Source organism: Armatimonadota bacterium, from assembly GCA_013314775.1.
GTDB lineage: Bacteria > Armatimonadota > Zipacnadia > Zipacnadales > JABUFB01 > JABUFB01.
Genome location: JABUFB010000001.1, coordinates 201,601 through 220,863, shown reverse-complemented (window position 1 = coordinate 220,863; position 19,263 = coordinate 201,601). Strand labels below are relative to the sequence as shown.

General features: G+C 64.5%; 14 protein-coding genes. 6 read left to right on the top strand and 8 right to left on the bottom strand.

The window, feature by feature from the left end; all coding sequences use genetic code 11:
- Positions 1 to 27: 27 nt before the first annotated feature.
- Positions 28 to 1,077, bottom strand: coding sequence for a Gfo/Idh/MocA family oxidoreductase (locus HPY44_00835; protein ID NSW54530.1), 1,050 nt, complete (start codon positions 1,075 to 1,077; stop codon positions 28 to 30).
- A 255-nt stretch (positions 1,078 to 1,332) separates the two neighbouring features.
- On the opposite strand from HPY44_00835, the gene HPY44_00830 reads away from it, so the two are divergent.
- Positions 1,333 to 3,279 (top strand): SH3 domain-containing protein, encoded by a 1,947-nt coding sequence (locus tag HPY44_00830; GenBank protein NSW54529.1) that lies wholly within the window; start codon positions 1,333 to 1,335, stop codon positions 3,277 to 3,279.
- A 295-nt stretch (positions 3,280 to 3,574) separates the two neighbouring features.
- Here the strand turns inward: HPY44_00830 and HPY44_00825 are convergent, their stop codons facing one another.
- Complete coding sequence (locus HPY44_00825) at positions 3,575 to 5,917, bottom strand: hypothetical protein (protein NSW54528.1); 2,343 nt, start codon at positions 5,915 to 5,917, stop codon at positions 3,575 to 3,577.
- Positions 5,918 to 6,118: 201 nt separating this feature from the next.
- Here HPY44_00825 and HPY44_00820 point away from each other — a divergent pair, with 201 nt between their 5' ends.
- The 4 genes from HPY44_00820 (at position 6,119) to HPY44_00805 (ending at position 10,760) form a co-directional block, all read left to right on the top strand.
- Positions 6,119 to 6,358 (top strand): TM0996/MTH895 family glutaredoxin-like protein, encoded by a 240-nt coding sequence (locus HPY44_00820; GenBank protein ID NSW54527.1) that lies wholly within the window; start codon positions 6,119 to 6,121, stop codon positions 6,356 to 6,358.
- An 83-nt stretch (positions 6,359 to 6,441) separates the two neighbouring features.
- Positions 6,442 to 9,102, top strand: coding sequence for a carbohydrate binding domain-containing protein (locus HPY44_00815; GenBank protein NSW54526.1), 2,661 nt, complete (start codon positions 6,442 to 6,444; stop codon positions 9,100 to 9,102).
- Entirely contained in the window at positions 9,099 to 9,605 is a 507-nt protein-coding gene (locus tag HPY44_00810; protein NSW54525.1) for a methyltransferase domain-containing protein, read from the top strand. Before HPY44_00815 ends, HPY44_00810 begins: the two co-directional genes overlap by 4 nt.
- A 129-nt stretch (positions 9,606 to 9,734) precedes the next feature.
- Positions 9,735 to 10,760, top strand: a complete 1,026-nt coding sequence (locus tag HPY44_00805; GenBank protein NSW54524.1) for a DUF362 domain-containing protein — start codon at positions 9,735 to 9,737, stop codon at positions 10,758 to 10,760.
- 271 nt (positions 10,761 to 11,031) lie between these two features.
- Here HPY44_00805 and tsaD read toward each other — a convergent pair whose 3' ends face one another.
- The 6 genes from tsaD to HPY44_00775 all read right to left on the bottom strand — a co-directional run bounded on the left by tsaD (position 11,032) and on the right by HPY44_00775 (position 18,622).
- The gene (gene tsaD / locus HPY44_00800; GenBank protein ID NSW54523.1) at positions 11,032 to 12,195 is read right to left on the bottom strand and encodes a tRNA (adenosine(37)-N6)-threonylcarbamoyltransferase complex transferase subunit TsaD; all 1,164 of its coding nucleotides are present in this window, start codon (positions 12,193 to 12,195) and stop codon (positions 11,032 to 11,034) included.
- Positions 12,080 to 12,643 (bottom strand): ribosomal protein S18-alanine N-acetyltransferase, encoded by a 564-nt coding sequence (rimI, locus tag HPY44_00795; protein NSW54522.1) that lies wholly within the window; start codon positions 12,641 to 12,643, stop codon positions 12,080 to 12,082. The genes tsaD and rimI overlap by 116 nt, the downstream gene beginning before the upstream one ends.
- Before the next feature lie 23 nt (positions 12,644 to 12,666).
- The gene (locus HPY44_00790; GenBank protein ID NSW54521.1) at positions 12,667 to 13,938 is read right to left on the bottom strand and encodes a hypothetical protein; all 1,272 of its coding nucleotides are present in this window, start codon (positions 13,936 to 13,938) and stop codon (positions 12,667 to 12,669) included.
- Positions 13,935 to 14,627 carry a histidinol phosphate phosphatase domain-containing protein gene (locus HPY44_00785; GenBank protein NSW54520.1) on the bottom strand — a complete coding sequence of 231 codons (693 nt, stop codon included), beginning with the start codon at positions 14,625 to 14,627 and terminating at the stop codon, positions 13,935 to 13,937. Before HPY44_00785 ends, HPY44_00790 begins: the two co-directional genes overlap by 4 nt.
- Before the next feature lie 262 nt (positions 14,628 to 14,889).
- A complete protein-coding gene (locus HPY44_00780; protein NSW54519.1) occupies positions 14,890 to 16,854 on the bottom strand; it encodes a M48 family metalloprotease in 1,965 nt (654 codons plus the stop codon).
- 100 nt (positions 16,855 to 16,954) lie between these two features.
- Positions 16,955 to 18,622 (bottom strand): NAD-dependent malic enzyme, encoded by a 1,668-nt coding sequence (locus HPY44_00775; protein ID NSW54518.1) that lies wholly within the window; start codon positions 18,620 to 18,622, stop codon positions 16,955 to 16,957.
- Between the two features lie 315 nt (positions 18,623 to 18,937).
- Between HPY44_00775 and HPY44_00770 the strand changes: the two genes are divergently transcribed.
- Complete coding sequence (locus tag HPY44_00770; protein ID NSW54517.1) at positions 18,938 to 19,219, top strand: hypothetical protein; 282 nt, start codon at positions 18,938 to 18,940, stop codon at positions 19,217 to 19,219.
- Positions 19,220 to 19,263 lie beyond the last annotated feature (44 nt).

The following is a 19,263-nucleotide window of genomic DNA, read 5'->3' as shown; positions in this document are numbered from 1 at the left end:
GGCTATTCCCCCGACGAAGACTGCGCTTCAGTATGGTTCCACGTCTACCGGCTTGCCGGTTCGGGCAGACTCGAAGGCCGCGTCGATGACCTGCAGAACGCGCACCCCATCGGCACCGGTGACCGGGGGCTCCGTGTTGTTTTCGATGGCGTCGATGAACTGCGCGAACTCATTCATCCAGAAGCGCACGTAGGCGAATCCGCTGACCCTCGCTTCGGCATCGGGCGGCACGGGCGGCATGTAGTCCAGTTGGGTCAGGTGCAGGGTGGTCAGGTGGCGGTACTCCGGACGCACGGTGCTCTGGATTGTGAGATCATGGCGCTCCCATTCCGCTCGCATGCGTCCCGCAGAACCCATGACGTCTACCCAGCCATACCGGCCACCCAGCTTCTGCGAGGTGCAGACCTGCCCCATCACCCCGCCCGGGAAACGCAGGACCATCTGCACTCCCGCCTCCACATCGCTGCCCTCTTTCCAGTCGATCTCGGCATAGACGCGCTCCGGCCCGCAACCCGCAAGCCAAAGCACGGTGTCGATGATATGCGCGCCAATGTAGTACAGCGGCCCTCCGCCGTGGGCCTTCTCGCCCAGCCAGCCGCCCATGCCCCCGATGAGTTGCCCGCCGCCGAGATGGGCGACGGTGCCGATGGCGCCTTCATCCAGCAGGCGCTTCATCAGGACACGGTCGGGCATGAACCGCAGCGTGTAGCCCACCATGAGCTTCACCCGGGCATCCTGCGCGGTATTCACCAGCGTCATCCCGTCCTCCGCGTTGAGCGCCATGGGCTTCTCTACGAACACATGCTTGCCGGACTTTGCCGCGGCCATGGCGCACGGAAACAGCTGGTCATGGGTGGTGGCGACGATCACCGCATCCAGCGGCGCGATCGATAGCATCTCCAGGTAGTCGCTATAAGCTTTCTCATAGCCGCACCGCATGCGAGCATTCTCGGCAGCGTCCGCACGCACATCCGCGCAGGCCATCAACTGCGCCCGGCCAGTCATCCTCAATGCTTCTGACAGATACCGCCCCTGCGATCCACAACCGATCAGACCAAAGCGTAGCACGTCCGGCATCCTTTCAGCCCCCTCGCGAAGTAGTACGCCAGGGCTTACACTTCCACACCTTTCCCGGGAGACCTTCACCGTTTCTTCCCAGTGAACCCGAGGGGATCAGCGAACGTCCACAGGCCCGTTGACCTGCCTGTCGGGGGCGAGTGGAAGATCATTCGTTCGACAGAACAAGAGCGAGGTCTATTGACCCAGCCGGAATCGCCCCTTTATAATCCCCGCGCATGAATACGCGACCAGTGTACGAGAGGTAACTGCAGCGTGCATCGCCGCCTGACTTCACTGACCATTCTTCTGGCGATCACCTGCGCCACGGCCGCCTTCGCAGGCAGGCCGGCGTGGGTGATTCCGGACGTGCTCAACGTGCGCGAGAAGCCCGGCACGGACTCCGCGAAGGTGGGGACGGTCCAGCGTGGCGATCAGGTGATCGTCACTGCATTCCGCGAGGATCGCTGGTGCAGGGCGCTCCTGCCCAACGGCCGCTCTGGCTGGGTCAAGGAAGAGTATCTGATGTTCTCGGCCGACAAGGGCCGGGAGCTGGCGAAGTCCGCGGGCAAGACCCCGATGGCCCTTCCCGCGTGGGTGAAGGAACCCGTCATCAACATGCGAGGCGGCCCGGACATCGGCGCGAAGGTTGTCTGCCAGGCATCCCGCGGCGAAAAGGTCTACATCGTCGAGACGCGTGGTGAGTGGCGCAAGGTGAAACGCTCTTCAGGCCAGTACGGCTGGGTGCGCTCGGACCTGCTGGAGTACAACCTGGATGCGGGCCGTAAACTCGCGGGCAGTTCGCCGGCATCGGCTCCCAAGCCCGCGCCGAAGGCTGGTCCAAAGCCCGCGTGGGTCACCGCAAATGTTGCGAATGTGCGCAAGGGGCCGTCTCTGGGCTACACCCGAACCGGCCAGTTCACGCGAGGAACAAAGGTTTATATCATCGAGCAGCGGGGTGACTGGGCAAACGTCAGCGGCCCCGGCGGCAAGGGCTGGATGCACACCGACCTGCTGGAAACCAATCTCAACAAGGGTCGCTCCCTGGCTTCCGAGACCGGGGGCAAGGACCGGGACAAGGCGTACTGCATCGGCAATAACGTTGCGCTTCGCACTGGCCCGGGCACTGAGTACAAGGAACTGGAGCGCCTCAGCCAGGGCACAACGCTCTGGATCGAGGACGAAGAGGACAACTGGTGCGAGGTCGAGGTGGAAGGCGGCGATTCCGGTTGGATTGCGGGCTGGTACGTGCGGCGACATGGCGCGAAAAGCCCGGTGGCTCCCGAACCGGGCGCGAATACTCCGAAGCCCCCTGCGGACGATTTCCCCTCGCCAAATAGGGAGCCGGAAGAGGGCAAGCTGCAGCCATTCTCCGCCTGGATCGCAGAAGACAACACGAACGTCCGCTCGGGCCCCGGCACCGAGCATCCCATCAAGTTCCAGCTCAACAAGCATCAGCGGGTGCAGGTGTCAGACTGCGAGGGCCAGTGGTGCAAGATCACCACGGAGAGCGGATCAGTGGGCTGGGCCGCCGGTTGGGTGCTGGACTTCCAGCCGCCCGGTCGCCCGGAGGCTGCGAAGGTCGTGGACGGCCGCAGGATCGAGGTCAAGGCCGGCTGGGTCGACGGGGACGTGGTCAACGTACGCGCCGGCAAGGGCACCGATTCCGCCATCGTCGGCACGGCGAAACAGGGCGAAGAGGTCGTGATCGTCGCTCGCGAGGAGGGCTGGCTCAAGGTGCTTCTCAGCAACGGCACGGTGGGCTGGATCGCCGAGGATCTCATCGAGAGCCGCGAGGAGAGGCAGCTTGCCGAGAACGGCGGATCGGATTGGGGGGAGCCCGGCGGGTCTGACATAGGCAACAAGATCGCGCAGGTAGCGATGCGCTATCTCGGGCGTCCTTACGTGCGGGGCGCCGAAGGCCCCGGATCATTTGACTGCTCCGGGTTCACTCAGTACGTACACTCGCAATTCGGGATCCCGCTCAAGCGCACCGCCGGCGGCCAGTACCGTCAAGGCACCCCGGTGGACCGCGACAGCCTGCGCCCCGGCGACGTGGTGGTATTCAGCAATACATACAAGGCCGGCATTTCCCACGTGGGGATCTATATCGGGAACGGGAACTTCATCCACGCTGCCAACAGCCGCACCGGCGTGCGAATCAGCGCCCTGGACTCTTCCTACTACGCATCACGCTACAGTGGCGCCCGCAGAATGTACTGAGCGTGCTTACACGGTCGGCCATCCCAACGGCGTCCCGATGATGGGGCGCCGTTGCGCTTTGCTCCGGTTGTCGAACGGACGTACAGTCCGCGCAGGGCAGGCGTCTCGACGCCGCCTTCGGCCCGGGGGCCCCATCCGGCCCGGCCGTCCTTGCGAACGGACAGCGGCAAACGTCCTGCCGGGCGAGACGCCCGACCCACGCGACAGGACGCCGCCGTCTTCCGTTGAGCCCCGGAGGGGCGATAGCTCTTTGCCACCAGCGTGAGCTGGTGGGAACGGCCCGTCCTCTCCTCCCCTACCTCACCTCGTACACATGCACGTCCAGCGGGCCAATGGTTCCCGACAGCTTCCCGTTTTCCAGGGTCATCCCGCCCGGTCGTTCGGGGAACAGGTTGCGCAGCCGACCTTTCACACCCTCGGGCAGGCTTATACTCACCTTGCGCGATTCCGAGTTCGCCGTGCTGGCAACGCAGATCAGGTGGCGCCCCCCGCGGACCCAGGAGGTGGCGTAGATGTCATCTTCGCCTTCTGCGAGAACTGTCCGTGTGCCCTCCAGCAGGTAAGGCTCCATCGCTTTGATCTCGGGGGGGAGAGTCTTGAAGTTAGCCCACAAGTCCGGGTGCTCGCGCATGTTGAAGCCGTTGTCGCGGTAGGTGTAGTAGATGATCCCTTTGGCCCCGGCCATCAGCGCGAGGTAGGTCATATTCCGCTCTTCGGGCCATGTCGGGACGCGCCACCCAGTTTCTTGTTCGTAACCGAAGGCCTGGATGATCGCCCAGATCGGGTGTCGATACTTCCACGCCTCTTTCTGGGCGCTTGCCACGGTCTGGAAGACCGGAGCGGTGGAGCACGGTCCGCGCCGGATCGGGTACGGATCGGGCGCGATCACATCCGCCGCATGCACATATCGCGAGAACAGCGGAGGCACGCAGAGGGTCATAAAGGTGGGCACCTGGGCGTCCTGATCCTTCATCAGGTTGTGGCGCTCCGACATCTCCGCCGGGTCCACGCCGCCGCCGTCCGGCTCGTCTCCGGGGTTCCAGGCGAGCACCGCCTTGCGATCTCGGTAGCGCGCGATGGCCTGCTCCCTGGGGACGCCGAACTCGGTGATAACTTTCATGTTCAGCCGCTCCGCCTCGGCCAGGAACTCGTCCCACTCGTCCATCTGCTTCAGGCTGGCATGGACGGTGTTGAACCCCGCTTCAGCCACCTCGCGCAAGAACTGCAGGCGATCTTCGGCGGGGAAAGCCCATGACACGTGATACCAGCCGAAGGGGAAGAAGGGCTGCCCTTCCACCATCGCCGTGCCATCCTCGTAGCGCGTGTAGACGCGCGGCATACCATGCTTGGTAAATGCTGCCTGCGCGGTACCCAGCACCTCTTCCCCACACTTGAGGGCAAGCACAACCCGATGCTGCCCGGGCTCCAGATCGGCGCAGGGGGCGTTGACCGTCATTCGTCTGTCAATCGCTGCCAGCTCCACCGCAAGCCGGTCATTCACGAGAATGCTGGCCGAGCAGTCCGCGAGTTTGACCGAGTTCTCCGGCGCGAAAGCCAGGTTGAGGGCCACCTCCTGATGCCACGGATACACGTGCCGGTTCGGGACCTTCACGGAAAGCAACGGTGGGATATCCTGCCTGTTCCGCAGCGACAGCGTCTCGCCGCCCCGGGGCGCAAAGACGATATCGAACACGGCTTCTCCCCGTGCCGGCAGGGTGTACGGCAGGCGCACCACGGCTTCGGCTCCGGCGGGGATGGTCACGGAGGCCTCCTGCGACGACTCACCTCCGGCCGCCTCGCCGCTCAGGTCAAGGCGCACGTCGCATGTAACCGGTGTCGCGGTGGCGTTGGAGACCCCCAGGCTCGCCCGGTGTTTCCCCGGCAGCGCGTCGCCCAGGCTGAGTTCCGTGAGCGCGATCCCCGCCCGCAATCCCTGCACGTGGGTCCACAGGTTGGTCAGAATACCAGCAACCAGGGGTGTGTTCACCTTCCCGCGAAAGGAGAAGTAGCTGGTCACCACCACACAGCCCTTGCCTGTGTCGCGCACCAGGAAGAGGCTCTTGCCATCGGCACAGGTGACCAGATTGCGCCATTCCGGGCCCCAGGAATCCAGGTGCGCCCAGATATTGGTCTTCGCAGCCAGCAGGGGCACGAGATCCACGGGCACCCTGAGGAAGGGGTCGGTGGCGTTGAACTCCCGGCGGTCGGGGTCGGGGATGTCTCGGCGGTGCGAGGCGCAGGTGGTGGTGGTCAGCGCGAAATCCGGCCCGAGCCGGTTCACCCACAGGTCCAGCACCGAACCGTAGCTCGCGTCGGTGATCCAAAGCCCCCCGCCGCCTTCCAGGAACGCAAGCCATTCGTCTGCATATTGCGCCATGTCCACCGGGTTCTCGTAGTTGCCCACGCCGTTGGAGATAACGATATCAAACTCGCCCAAGCGCGGAATCAGCGTGGCTATGGCGGTATTCTCGAAGGCCTCGAACTCCCAGCCCAGATGCTGCAGGTGCTCGTCCATTTCGGACTTGAAGGAGTACCCGCCATTGGGCCAAGCGGAGTAAACCACCGCGACCCTGGGGGCCGCCGAGACAATCGTGGATACCAGCAATGCCGTCACCACCAGCGCCATTCTCGCCATCATGCCAGCATTCACCCTTTCCGGATCATGCCTCACGCGTGGCAATCGCCGCAGCACGCACCATCCCAAGGGCTGGCGCGCTACACCATATTTTGCCGGATGCCCAGGAGGGACCTTCAGTCTGCGGCGGGAATCCTGCCCGTGCGAGGTGCGTTACCCGCAACAAGGTATTTCGCGCGATCAACGTACAGGACGGTGATACGGATGAAAATCCAGGTGCTGGGCCCCGGCTGCGCCAAATGCAATACGCTTGCGGAGAACGCGAAGAAGGCGGTGGCAATGGCGGGTGTGGACGCCGAAGTGATCAAGGTCACCGCGATGGAGGACATCGAGAGCTTCGGGGTGCTTCTTACCCCCGGCCTGGCGATTGATGGTGTGGTGAAATCCGCGGGGAAAGTGGTTGCCCCGGAACAGATCGCGCGGTGGCTCAAGGAGGAAGACTGACCTCACGGGCCGGCAGGAAGCCGCTGCTCTGCGGCGTAATATAACCCCGAAGGGTTCCTACTCGCCGTGCTGTGAGGTGCGCCATGAATGCATTGCTGCTCCTCCTGTGTGCCCTGCCTGTCTCCCTTGTCTTCTCACAGGATGCCCCGGGGCTGGTGAACGGGGCCTTCGTGGGCGATGCGGACGGCAACGGCATCGCCGACGGCTGGAGCTATTCGGCAGGAGCCTCCAATGACAAGCTGGACGTGACTTTCGGCCTCGAGCAACTTCCCGACGGCACTATGGCTCAGCGCATGTCGTGCACCCGCTACGAGGGTGGCCACGCGATGCTCTGCCAGGTGGGGACCGTGAGCGTCAAGGCCGGGCGCTGGTACGAGGTGCGCCTGCGGGCTCGCGGCCAGGACCTGCGGTCGGTGAACATCGGCTTGCACGATACCAATGGCTGGCAGCAGCTCGGCCTGTGGACATCCATCACCCTCACGCGACAGTGGAAGGATTACTCCTTGCGCTTCCAGGCCTCGCGGGACGGGCACGAGACCAGCCGTTTCCAGATCTGGTTCACGCGTCCCGGCACCCTGTGGCTTGCCAATGTCTCTCTCGAACCGTCCGAACCGCCTGTCCCAGGAAACATCATCCCGACCAGCGGCAGCCGCAATCTCCTGCCCAACGGCGGCTTCGAGATCCCCGGTGGGTGGGGCATGCAGAATGCCTGGACGTACAATTGGCAGGTCGCCGAGGGCAAGGGAATCGGCGGGACCAACTGCGCGGCAGTGGCCTGGGAGCCGGATGATCCCGAACTCGGCTACTACTTCGACTACTTCGAGATGGTGCGCAGGCCGCTGACCCGTCCGTGGCTCCAGGCCCTGGGACAACTGAAACTGGAGCCGGGTGAGACCTACAGTCTGTCGGCTTCGATGCGGGTGGACCCGGGCTTCGAGGGCGCCCCCGCGATGCTCGGTTTCGTGGGCCCCGGTGCCCGCGCGGAGAAGACGATCAGCCTGAGCACCGAGTGGCAGCGGGTAACCGTCACCGCGAAAGCTACCGGGCAGACCACTCTCGTGCAGGTCGGTCCGGCATTCGAGGAGACCGACCGGGAGCGCTTCAACCACTGCATCGTGTACATCGACAATGTGCAAGCCGAGAAGGCGACGGAACCCTCCGATTTCGAGCCCCGGGCACTGGACATCTTCCTGCCACATCGCTGTGAAACGGCAGTGACGGACGGTCACCGGAACTGGCCTGTTACCGTACATCTCTTCGCGCAGGAAGCGGGAGAAGCGGAGCTCTCCCTGGCGGCAACGGACTTCAGCGACACGACCGTGGCAACGGAGACGCGCGCCGTCTCCCTGAAGCAGGGCGCGAACACCGTGGACCTGGCCCTGAACCTGCCCGGTCCCGGCTTCTACCGCATCAATGCAAAGGCCAAAGCGGGAACGCAGGACGTTGACACGTCCGCACGCTGGGCGCTGTATCCGGCCTTCGAACCGGCCGACGACACCGCCTTCGGGATCAACCACGCTTATGCATACAATGGCTTCGTCAGACTCGCGCGGGAGATCGGGATCCAGTGGGTGCGCGACTGGTCCCTCAAGTGGGAGCATGTGGAAACCCGGAAGGGAGAGTTCAGCTTCGGCGAGACCGACTTCCAGATCAACCGGCCGCTTGCTCTGGGGATGAAGGTCCTGTGTATGTTCCCCTTCCCCTCGGCGGAATGGTCTTCCACCGCGCCCGAGGAGCTTCGCAAGACGGGTTACCCGGGGAACCGCATCCGACAGGCATTCGCGCCCGCCGACAACGCCGACCTGGAGCGGTACATGGAGGCGTGCGTAGACCGATATAAGGATCGCATTCGTGTCTGGGAAGTGTTCAACGAGTCGATCTTCACCAATTATTCGCTGCCGAAGGACCATGGCTACAAGCCGGAGGACTATGTGCCCCTGCTGAAGTCCGCTTACGCCGCCTGCAAGCGCGCGGACCCCAACTGCCAGGTGATGGGCGGTTACAGCGCTCCGCCGGATCGCGTGGAACTTTACGGCCCCATGTTCGAACAGGGCGGGCTTGAGGCCTGCGACCTGGTGAGCATCCACACCTATCCCGGCGGTCCGCCGGAAAGCATGGAAGGCGACCTGGAGCGCCTCAACCGCATGATGGACGACGCCGGCACCCGCAAGGACATGTGGATGACCGAGTTCGCCTACTACGCCGACGATGACTGCGACGTGACCTCCTCCGCCGCCTGGCCGCGCCGGCTGGAGAGTGAGTGGATTCAGGCCTGCTACAATACTCGGGCTTGCGTGATCATGCTGGGCAACGGGGTGCGCAAGGTCTTCTACCATATCTGGCCCACGCGGATGAACCAGGATATCGGCAGCCGCATCTTCTTCGAATACGCCGGGGCGCCGCGGAAGATCGCCGTGACCCAGGCAGCTATGCTCGCCATGCTGGGGGCCGAACCGCGGTTCCTCGGCAAGCGCACCTGGCCGGACGCCGAGGCCTTCGCGTACACCTTCGCCGCGCCCGAGCGTCTTGGCGGCGGAACAGTGACCGTCTGCTGGACGGGCTACGATTCCGCACCGTTGCAGCGGCTGCCCGGTCTGCGCTATTACGACACCTGCGGCCGGCTCATTTCTGACGGACCGGTAACCCTCAGCGAGGCGCCGGTCTACGCCGTCTCGGCGGATGACAACCAGGACGCAGTCTTCGCCTCCATCGAGCAGGCGCTGAAGGACGAGGGCCTGTTGTGAGCGCGATTCGCCCGGTACCCGGCAGCCTGAGTATCCGAACCTGCGCCCGCGTCGCGACCTATCGGCAGTTGGCCCGGGAGCTTCCCGAACCCGGTGATACGGTGATCGAGATCGGGTCCGCGGAGGGGCACACCACCCACTGCCTGGCCCGCAGAGCCGGCCGGGTGATAGCCGTCGAGAAGAGCGCGGCCTGCCTGGACATCGCAAGAGAGCGCTGCGCCCGTCACGGGAATATCACCTGGGTCCATGCGGACGCCTTCGACCTGGGCGACGTGCAGTCCCACACAGGGCGTGCGGACCTCGTGTTCATCGACATCGGCGGCTCAAGCTGGGCCTGGCTCGCGCTGAAACTGGCGGGCATGTACCGCCAGATGTTCCAGCCGCGTGTCATGGTGATTCGCAATGTAGGGCTGAACGATTTCGTGTGTGCGGTGGACGGTAGCGAGCCCCAGGCCCCGCCGGGTCACTGGAGGATGCCGAGAAGGCCTCGCGAAGGAGAGTAGCCGGGAGCGGGTGTCACTGCTTTCGACGAAGCCGAAGCAGTGCTCACGGCACACCATGCCGGACGTTGTGCGTCGTTCGCCCGACGTGATTAGCCTTGCTGCAGCTTTACGCGCGGGAGCGTGATCGATATGGACCGCCGAATGTTCATCACTTCCGGAACACTCGCCGCCGGGGCAATGGGCGCGGTGGCTGTCGCCGGATGCGGCCGGAGTCAGGGCGCCCGGGCAGGCGCTGCCGTTCCCGCGACCGATCCGCCGACCGAGTCCGCCGTCCATGCCGCGACACCTGACAGGCCCGCCAGGGCAGGCAAGCACCGGGTCCTCGAGGCCCCGCCGGCGGATGTTCACGCCGCCATCGCCACGAAGGGCGAACCCGCCGAACGGGTGAAGGCCGCCGTGGATGCTTTCGGCGGCATTGAGGCCATCATCAACCCCGGTGACCGCGTGGTGATCAAGCCCAATCTCGCCTGGGGTCGGACGCCCGATGTGGGCGCGAACACCACTCCCGCAATCCTGGCGGCTGTGATCAAGCTGGTCATGGATGCAGGCGCGAGGAAAGTCACGGTGGTGGAGCACTCCTGTGACAAGAGCACCATCACCTTTGAGATGAGCGGCGCGCAGCGGGTCTGCGACGAGCTCGGGGTAGCGCTCATCGGCCTGGACAACCCGGCCATGTACGTGGAGTGTGAGGTCGGCGGCGCCAATATCTCGCGGGACCTGCTGGCACGGGAGATCCTGGAGTCCGATGTCTACATCAATCTTCCTTGTCTGAAGCACCACGGGGCGACCATCGTATCTCTGTCCCTGAAGAACCAGATGGGCGCCAATTGGGACCGCCAGAGCTACCACAGCAAGGGCGCCGGGGCAGGCGGCAGCGAGAACCTGCACCGGAACATCGCCGATCTTGCGGGGGTGCTCAGGCCCACGCTGGTGGTCATCGATGCCACCGTGGCCCTCAAGAGTAATGGCCCCAAAGGTCCCGGGGACCTGGAGGAGACCGGAGCAGTGATCGTCAGTCACGACATGGTGGCGGCGGATGCTCTGGGAACGGAAATGCTGGGGTTCAAGCCGGCAGATGTGCCCCATCTTGCCATGGCCCAGGAACTTGGCGTGGGCCGGATGGACATCGAGAGTCTGCCTATCGTCCGTGTCTGAGGGCAGTGAACCAATTGTGTCCAAATTATGAGATATTGGGCATCAGGTCCCGGTGCCGAGGGCATTTGGGGGGCCTCAGTAACACCGTTCTCCCTCATGATAGCTTAATCTTGCCTTAAGCTTCCCCCGCTTTTCCACCGTTTCGATGCCGCAGGAATGGGTTTCCCACCTGGTTTTCCACATTTCCCACACCCCACCATGTTAGCACGCTTCGCGCTGGGAGAACCTGTAGTCGACCTGAAATTTGTGAACACTCTGGGCTGGAAACGCATCAGGAGGCCGTCGATGGCTGGTCCAGCGGCATGGAGGAGTATACGTCGATGTCGAGCCCATCCCAGCCGTTGCGGGACGCCTGGAAGAAGCCGGCGGCGGCCACCATGACAGCATTGTCGGTGCAGAGCCGCAGGGGCGGATAGGCCACAGGGATGCCGGACTCGCCCGACCATGCCGCGATCTTTTCGCGCAAACGAGAGTTCGCAGCCACGCCGCCTGCCAGCAAGACCTGCCGCGCACCCGTCTGCAGCGCCGCCATTGTCACATTGCGCACCAGGGTATCCGCCACGGCCTCCTGAAAGCTCGCCGCGAGATCGGCCACGCGCTTCTCGTGGAGGTCTGCCGCGGGCCCGTTGAGCGCGCCGACTTCTCGCACCATCGCGGTTTTCAGGCCGCTGAAACTGAAGTCCAGGCTGCCGGGGATGTTCGGGCGCGGGAACGGGACTGCGTTGGGATCCCCCTGTTTCGCTGCCCGGTCGATGGCCGGCCCGCCAGGGTAGCCGAGATTCAGCACCCGCGCTGCCTTGTCCAGAGCTTCTCCGGCCGCATCATCCCGGGTGCGCCCGAGGATCGTGTACCGGCCCGGCTCCTGGACGAAGACAATGTCGCTGTGTCCTCCCGAAGCCACCAGGCAGATGGTGGGCATCAGGCTCAAATCTCCCACGGACGGCGCCTCGGGCTCGTGGACGAAGTTGGCAAACAGGTGAGCCTCGATGTGGTTGACGCCCACCAGCGGCAAGCCGGTGGCGAGACAGTAGCCTTTCGCGGCGGACACCCCGACCAGCAGCGAGCCAATGAGGCCCGGGCAGTTGGTGACGGCTATCCCCACGAGGTCGCCCCAGGTGACTCCGGCGCGCTCCAAAGCCTCGGCCACCACTGCGGTGATGATCTCCGAGTGCCGGCGCGAGGCCACTTCCGGGACCACTCCGCCGAACTGCGCGTGAAGTTCATCCTGGGAGGCCACCACGCTGGACAGGATTTCGCGCCCACCACGAAGCACCGCGGCGGCTGTCTCGTCGCAGGAGGTCTCGATCCCGAGAATCAGGTCAGTCGCACTCAACAATGCAGGCACCGTAGCGTTGCTCCCATTTCTCGCGCAGTCCAGCCAGTCGCGCCGCACATTCGCAGCCCTGCAGGTCCTCCAGGATCGCCTCGACCGCATCCTCGCCGGTATCCTGGTAATAGCCCCAGCGGATCCTGTTATGACGAAAACCCAATTGCCCATAGAGATTAGCGGCCGCGAGGTTGCTCACGCGGTACTCCAGCAGAACAAGAGCTGCTTTCTCGCGCCGCGCGATGTCCAGGAGAGCCAGCATCAGCGCCATGCCGATGCCTCTGCGACGCGACCGGGCATCCACGGCGATGGTCCCCACGTGGGCCTCATCCACGTACAGCCACATTCCTGCGTACCCCACGGTTTCCCCATCAATCTGCGCCACGAGGAACACAGAGTCGTCCCGCATCATCTCCTCGCGCAGGCTCCATTCGGGCCAGGGCGAGGTGAAACTCGCGTTTTCGATGCGGACGATGTCGGGCAGATCGGGGAGCAGGGCGTGGCGGATCACCAGCGTTCCCCCGGACAACGCCGGATTGGGTCCCTGACTCGGCATGGATGCATGGCCTGCGCGGGGAATCAGCGCAAGCGCTTCACCTCCACCTGCCAGTCTGTTATATCCACCGCGCGTCGCTGGTCGGGCGTGGCCGGACTGCGCAGCGTGGTGTCATCGGCGCCTTCGGGCATGAACGCCGTCGCATTGCTGTAGACGCGGTACTCGCGGGCATTGAAGGTGATCGCGTCATTGCCCAGGCGCCCGAAACCGTCGAAGCAGTGCAGGTCTGGGTCGGTCACATTCGGATCAAAGATCAGTTCGGTGGTGGAAATGACGTTCAGGCTGATGTCCGTCAGGTTCGTCCCCAGGTCCGCCAAATCGATCTGGGCCCGAAGGGTGTTCCCGCCACTGGGGACCGTGTACGAGAAAGGCGGCCCGATCAGGACGGGTTGCTGAGAGATCTCCACGTCGATCCTCGCAAGATGCCCGGTGGTGAGCTCGCCTGTGCTGATGATCGCTCCGGGTATAGGTGGGTTTGCGGTGGGAATGCTGGAGTTGGCGGTGATCGTCGCGGCGCGCGTGAAGGCCACTCCGGCAGAGGCAGGGACGAACTGTGCCGAGACCGCGGCAACTGTGGGGGCGATCACCAGCGATTGTGTTCCCGCCGCTGCTGCACCAAGGGTCAGCGTGAGCCCGAAAGCCGACAACGATCCGGGCTGCAGCGCGACGCCTCCGGCGTTGAGCGCGTCAATCTGGGACTGCTGGGCAGCGGTGGGCGCTTTCCCACCGTTCGTGGCAGGCGTGAAAGACACGCTGCCGGCCACTGTCTCTCCGGCGGCGTTGGTGGACAGGGCGATAGTCCCCGCATTCTGCCCACTTGCATTGGTGGCGGAGGTCACCATGCCGGTCCCGCTCACGCTCACGGAGCCGATGGTCAGCGCGCCGATGGTCACTTCGTACCGGCCTGCATCGCCGCCGACGGGGGTGCCGGAAACAGCGGTGATGCTCCCCGCGGTCTCGCGCAGAACCGGGGCCAGGTTGGCCCGGTACAGCTCGTAGCGCCCCAGGTGGTATTCGAGAAAGTGGGTGATCGACCCCGTGCCCCAGCCATTGCCCCAGAAGGGGCCGTTTGCGATGGGGACCGGGTAGTCGTCGCCGAAGTCCCCGTCCACATCGAGGGCGATGAAGTAGTACGCGCTGTCATCGACGGGCCCTGCGAACCGCACGGAGACATCAAGCACCGCGTTGGGGATATTCCCTGCGGCGTTCTCCTCGCCACGGGCGCAACCGCCCAAAATCGCGAGACCTGCCGCGAGGAGGATCAATGCGCAGGCCGAAGCGCAGCGGGTGCTCACCATGAGTCACCCCGAGAGTTCGTCCGCGCGCGTTCCAGGAGCTCCAGCGGGCCCTCCACGAGCACCGCTTCCATCAGGCCTTCAGGCACGCCGGCGCAGCGGGCCACGTGCTCGGCCCACGCGGGGGTGAGGATGTTGTCGGGGGTATGCCCGTCGCTGTCCACCACAAGCCGCGCCCCGCTCTCCAGAGCAACGCGCACCACGTGACCGTTTGCCATGTCGTGCCCTTTGCGGGCGCTGATCTCGATAAAGACGCCATTATCCCGGGCCGCCTGCGCCTCTTCAGCCGTGAGCAGGCCGGGATGGGCGAGAATATCCACGTCCGGGCAGCGTGCCGCCGCGAGGTTGGTCCCCGGCTCTACGGGCTCTACCGGCGATTCCCCGTGCACCACAACCAGCGCGGCCCCGAGTTCCTTGGCGCGCCTGGCGAGGGTCGCAATGGATGCGGCAGGAACGTGGGTCAGTTCAACGCCGGCGAAGGCCTCGATATCCCAGAACTCCCGGGCCACGGCACAGTCCGCGCCGTTCTCCCGGATAAACCGGTCCAGTGTGCCCGGACCGCTGTGGTCGGCAATGACCATTCCCGCGCAGCCTTTGACCGAGCACCGACGGATCAGCTCCACCGCGCTCAAGACGCCGTCGCTCAGGATGGTGTGCATGTGGAAGTCATAGTAGACGTCGCGTGCCATTCTCTTCTCCGAATCCGTCTTTCATGGTCGTGGGTGCCGCACCATTGGGTGCTACAACACGCCCCGCGCGGTGTGCTTTGTTGCAAGAGCATTGCTTCGGCTTCGCCGGAAGCGGTGGCACCCGCCTTTGGCAGCAAGCAGCGGCACGCGGGTGGTTGGCCTGCCAACCTGCCGACCGGAATGGTCGGCCTGCGCGAAGGGATGCCTCCTGCCCGTGTCATCCCCAGCCGCGTGGGTCGAGCCTCTCGCTCGACAGCATCAGCTACTCTTCGGTCTCATATTCCAGCACGTTTGCCATGTACTTCATCAGGTACAGTGCGCCGTCGGAGCGCGCGCCGATGTTGTTGACGTGGTCCACGATGCTATTCGCTCGAACCGCGGAGGAGGCAAGGGAAACAGGTTCCCTGGACAGCTTGCGGGATGCCGCGACCAGCAAGGCCACGTCACCGTATCCCAGGCCCTGAACCCGCATCTGCCGCACCGCACGGGGCTCACCCAGCATCAGGTGCGCGACGAGCCCGTCCAGGTTCTCGCGCACATTCGCCGGGGCACCCACTGCCGCGGTGTTGATCCGCGCCACCAGCGCTCGGAGTGCCGCTTGTTCCGATGTGTGCTTTGCCTTGCTGGTGGCAGCCAACGCCGTGAGGGCTTTGCTCTGAGACACCTGCGCAGACGTCTCCACCGCCTGCGTAAGGGCGGTACTGGTGTCGCCCCGCATCACGCGCTCAATCAACCCTGTAGTCTCACGGGCCGATTTCTCCGCTTCAATCACCGCCGGTCTCGCGGCTTCCAACTGGTCCAGCGCCGTAGATATGTCCGCGAGCAACCGGTTGTTCTCGTTCAGCGTGCGCTCCAGCACCGGGATATCCTCCGCCGGAATCCGTCCCGCTTTCGCTAGGTTGAGCTTAGCCACGAGCTGAGCGGAACAGTCACGGGCATCCTGGGCACTCTGCCGCAACTTCTCCCGTTGGCGTTCCAGGGAGTACACCGGCTCGATGGCCTGATTCACCGCGGCATTGGCGTACGTGACCGCCTTCTGAGCGAGATCGGGCAGGTCGGGGGAGGTCTCGGCCAACCCGAACAGGCTGTCGATGATGGAGTGGGTGCCGGTGACTGTTGGCGCGAGACTGGTGGCGATGGTGTCGTCGCGCTGTGCGGTGCGGGTGACCACAATCCCGGCCTGGCTTGATGAGCCGGTCGCCACGGGCACCAGTGCGGCGGCCTGAGCCTGCGCCGATGCGGAAGCCATCGCCAGCGCGGGAGGGCCACCTGCCTGAGCAAGCTGCAGCCCGTGTTGTGCGAACTGGGTTGGTCGCAGGCTGCCGGCGGCGGCGTAAGTCTGTGCGGCCTGATCGTACTTGCCCCGGGCATACTGGACTTCGGCCAGTGCCAGGAGGCTCGTGGGGTCATTCGGGCTCAGCTCGGCGGCCCTGGCGAGGAGGCCCTCGGCCCTGCGCACCTGGTGGCGCCGGGCGTACCCGCGACCGATCAGGAGCAGGGATTCCGCGTTGCTTCCGGACAACTCCGGCATAGCATTCTGCCGGGCGATCCGGCGTTCAGTGGGCGGGTGGGTGCGGAACATGACCTCGATGCTCGAGGGCCGGCGCTTCTCGTACTTGTCCATGAGTTTGGCGAAAAACGCTGTGTTCCCTGCCGGGTCATAACCCGCGCTGAAAGAGAGCTTGCGGCCCATATCGTCGGCTTCATATTCATTCTCACGACTGTAGCGCAGGGAAAGCAGCCCCAGGCCCATCCCGGCGATGTCGGCCAGGGTCTGGTTGGAGTTTCCCAGGATCGCCAGCCCGATGTTATACAGGAAGCTCTTCTTCGCCTGGCTTATGCCGTGCCGATGGACCACGTGGCCGATTTCGTGCCCCACCACGCCCCAGATTTCGTCTTCGGTATCCGCGAAATCCAGCAGGCCCGTGGTCACGTAGATGTACCCGTACGGCGCAGCGAAGGCATTGACCATGTCGGTGTCGATCACCTTGAACCTGTAAGGGATCGACTGGCGCATGGAATGGCCCACCATGGTCTGCCCTGCGGTCTCGAGCCAGTCGGACAGCAGCGGATCGCCCACTACCGCGTACTGTTTCTCCACAGAGGAAGCCGTGAGGCTTCCGATCTGCTTCTCGACCTTGTCGTCACAACCCGAAATCAGCGCCAGGGCAATGCAAAGGCAGGCCCATGGGACCAGGATGGCGCCAACCGCCGACCTTCTCATCATGTGCATCACTCCGGGGCGACGCGATTTCCGGCGACAACACCCTTGTTTCCTATTGTACCCGCGGGAATGCGAACGCGGCAAGGTTTGGCGCACATGCGCCTTACGCCGGTTCGTACTCTGCGTACTCCGGCACGTACATGCCCTCCGAAAGCTTCGACGCATCCAGCGACGAAGCTCCCGGCCGCGCGTGGCCCTCGCGCACCGCCTGGGCCACGACAGCCGCCGCAATCTCGGCGGCGATCATGCGCAGGTCGGTGATGGGCGGCAGCACCAGCCCTTTCTCGTAGTCTTCAGTCTCCACCAGTGCATGAACTCTTCCGGAAGCAGCGGCGAGCATGGCGTCGCTGATCATGCGGGCGCCCGAAGCGTACGCGCCGAGCCCCACGCCGGGGAAAATGTACACGTTATTCGCCTGGCTGAAGTGGTACGTGCGACTTTTGTACTCCACCGGATCGAAGGGGCTGCCTGTCGCCACGATCGCCTGTCCGTCGGTCCAGGCGATGAGATCTGCCGGACGCGCTTCCGCCTTGCTGGTTGGGTTACTCATGGGAAAGATCGCGGGCCGTCTGGTGACCCGCGTCATCATCTCCGCCGCCTTCTGGTCGATGGCCCCCGGCTGACCCGAAAGGCCCACCAAAGCCGTGGGGCGGGCGTTCTCGATGACGTCGTACACGGATCGCCCGGGCCAGTCCCGTACCAGGTTGGCCGAGACAGCAACCGGGCGCTTGTAGTCCGCAAGATCCGCGCGGTCATCCACCAGCAGCCCGCGGCTGTCTACCACGAAGACCCGCTGTCTGGCCTGGTCTTCGGGCACTCCCTCGGCCTGGAGAGCGGCCATGATCCCCTGCGCCACGCCCACCCCCGCTCCGCCGGCGCCGATAATGCAGATGACTTCGTCCTCGAAGTTTCGTTCCGCCAGCTTCGCAGCTCCCATGAGCGCTGCGACTGTCACCTGCGCCGTACCCTGAATGTCATCATTGAAGGAGGGCAGGCGGTCGCGGTACATCGCGAGGTTGTCGAAGGCGTTGGCGCGGCTGAAATCCTCCCACTGCAGCACGGCTCCCGGCATGCACGCGCGCACGCCCTCGACGAATGCGCCGATGAACTCGTGGTACGCGTCTCCCCGCAGGCGGTGTTCCTTCACACCCAGGTACAGTGGGTCGTCGAGCAGCTCCTGGTTCTCAGTGCCCACATCCAGGCACACAGGCAGGCACTGGGATGGCCTGAATCCCGCCGCCGCCACGTACAGGGCGAGTTTCCCGATGGGAATCGCCATTCCACCGGTTCCCTGGTCGCCAATGCCCAGGATGCCCTCGTTATCCGTGCAGACAATCATCGCCACATCATCGTGCGGCGCGTTGCGGATCACCTGCTCCATGCGCCCCAGGTCTTCGGGAGTCACATACAAGCCTCGGGCAGACCGGAAGATATGAGAGAACTCCTCGACCGCTTCCGCCACCGTGGGCGTGTAAACCACGGGCATCATCTCGTTCAGGTGCCTGATCAGCGCGGCGTAGAAGAGGGTCTCGTTGCGGTCCTGCAGGGCGCGCAGGTAGATGTAGCGCTCAAGGGGGGAGGGTTTCGCGCGATAATTGGTGAGCACCCTCTGCACCTGCTCGTCCAGAGTGGCGACATGGTGAGGCAGCAGACCCTCCAGGCCCAGTTCAACGCGCTCCCGTTCGGTGAACGCCGTGCCCTTGTTCAGCGCAGGGTCGTGGAGGAGTTCCTGTCCGCGCTTCGTTACCTTGATCCGGTTCGTTGTGCCCACTTGTCTTCAGCCTCCCGTAATCCACTTGGGTCGCGTAGGGCGGGTGTTCACTCGCTGTTCGTTTCTTGCACGGCCCATCCAAGCGGCAACGCCATCGGCCACCGCGGTACAAGCCCGCGCCTGCGAAACGGCAGGGCCTCCGCGTCCATCAGGACGATTGGCCGAAGTCCCCTGGACCCGGGCTCCAACCCGAGCCACGGACTGTGTACTCGCGGCCATACATCCTGCACAAGCGCTGCGTTCTGTGATAAACTCGCAGCCAAAGGATGTACGCCATACCGCATCGCGCGGCAACAGGAGGTCTCTCGGTCCGGCATGAAGGAACTCAAGAACATGTTGTGGATGATGCTGGGCGTTGTAGTCGGGCTTGCGCTGGCAGCCCTCGCGCTCATCAAGATCTTCGAACTCAAACCCGACATCGCCGACAGCCCAACGCTGTCTCTGGTAGTGGCCGTTCCTCTACTCGCCCTGGGGCTCGGCGGAGGCGGTTGGGTCGCCCAGCGCATCCTGGAGAAGTTTGACAAGGCCAGGCGCCGCAAGGTGCAAGCCCAGAAGGAGCAGGACCCTTTCCGCAAGAGCCGCAAGAAGAAGAAGTAGCCCCGGCATCCCGGGGGCCCGGCTTCGACGGGATCCCCTGCCCA

Coding starts and splice junctions, on each gene's coding strand:
- HPY44_00835 (NSW54530.1), bottom strand. CDS start 1,077: ATGCCGGACGTGCTACGCTTTGGTCTGATCGGTTGTGGATCGCAGGGG.
- HPY44_00805 (NSW54524.1), top strand. CDS start 9,735: ATGGACCGCCGAATGTTCATCACTTCCGGAACACTCGCCGCCGGGGCA.
- HPY44_00770 (NSW54517.1), top strand. CDS start 18,938: ATGAAGGAACTCAAGAACATGTTGTGGATGATGCTGGGCGTTGTAGTC.
- HPY44_00825 (NSW54528.1), bottom strand. CDS start 5,917: ATGATGGCGAGAATGGCGCTGGTGGTGACGGCATTGCTGGTATCCACG.
- HPY44_00815 (NSW54526.1), top strand. CDS start 6,442: ATGAATGCATTGCTGCTCCTCCTGTGTGCCCTGCCTGTCTCCCTTGTC.
- HPY44_00780 (NSW54519.1), bottom strand. CDS start 16,854: ATGATGAGAAGGTCGGCGGTTGGCGCCATCCTGGTCCCATGGGCCTGC.
- tsaD (NSW54523.1), bottom strand. CDS start 12,195: ATGCGGTCGAGGCGATCCTGGAGGACCTGCAGGGCTGCGAATGTGCGG.
- HPY44_00820 (NSW54527.1), top strand. CDS start 6,119: ATGAAAATCCAGGTGCTGGGCCCCGGCTGCGCCAAATGCAATACGCTT.
- rimI (NSW54522.1), bottom strand. CDS start 12,643: ATGCCGAGTCAGGGACCCAATCCGGCGTTGTCCGGGGGAACGCTGGTG.
- HPY44_00785 (NSW54520.1), bottom strand. CDS start 14,627: ATGGCACGCGACGTCTACTATGACTTCCACATGCACACCATCCTGAGC.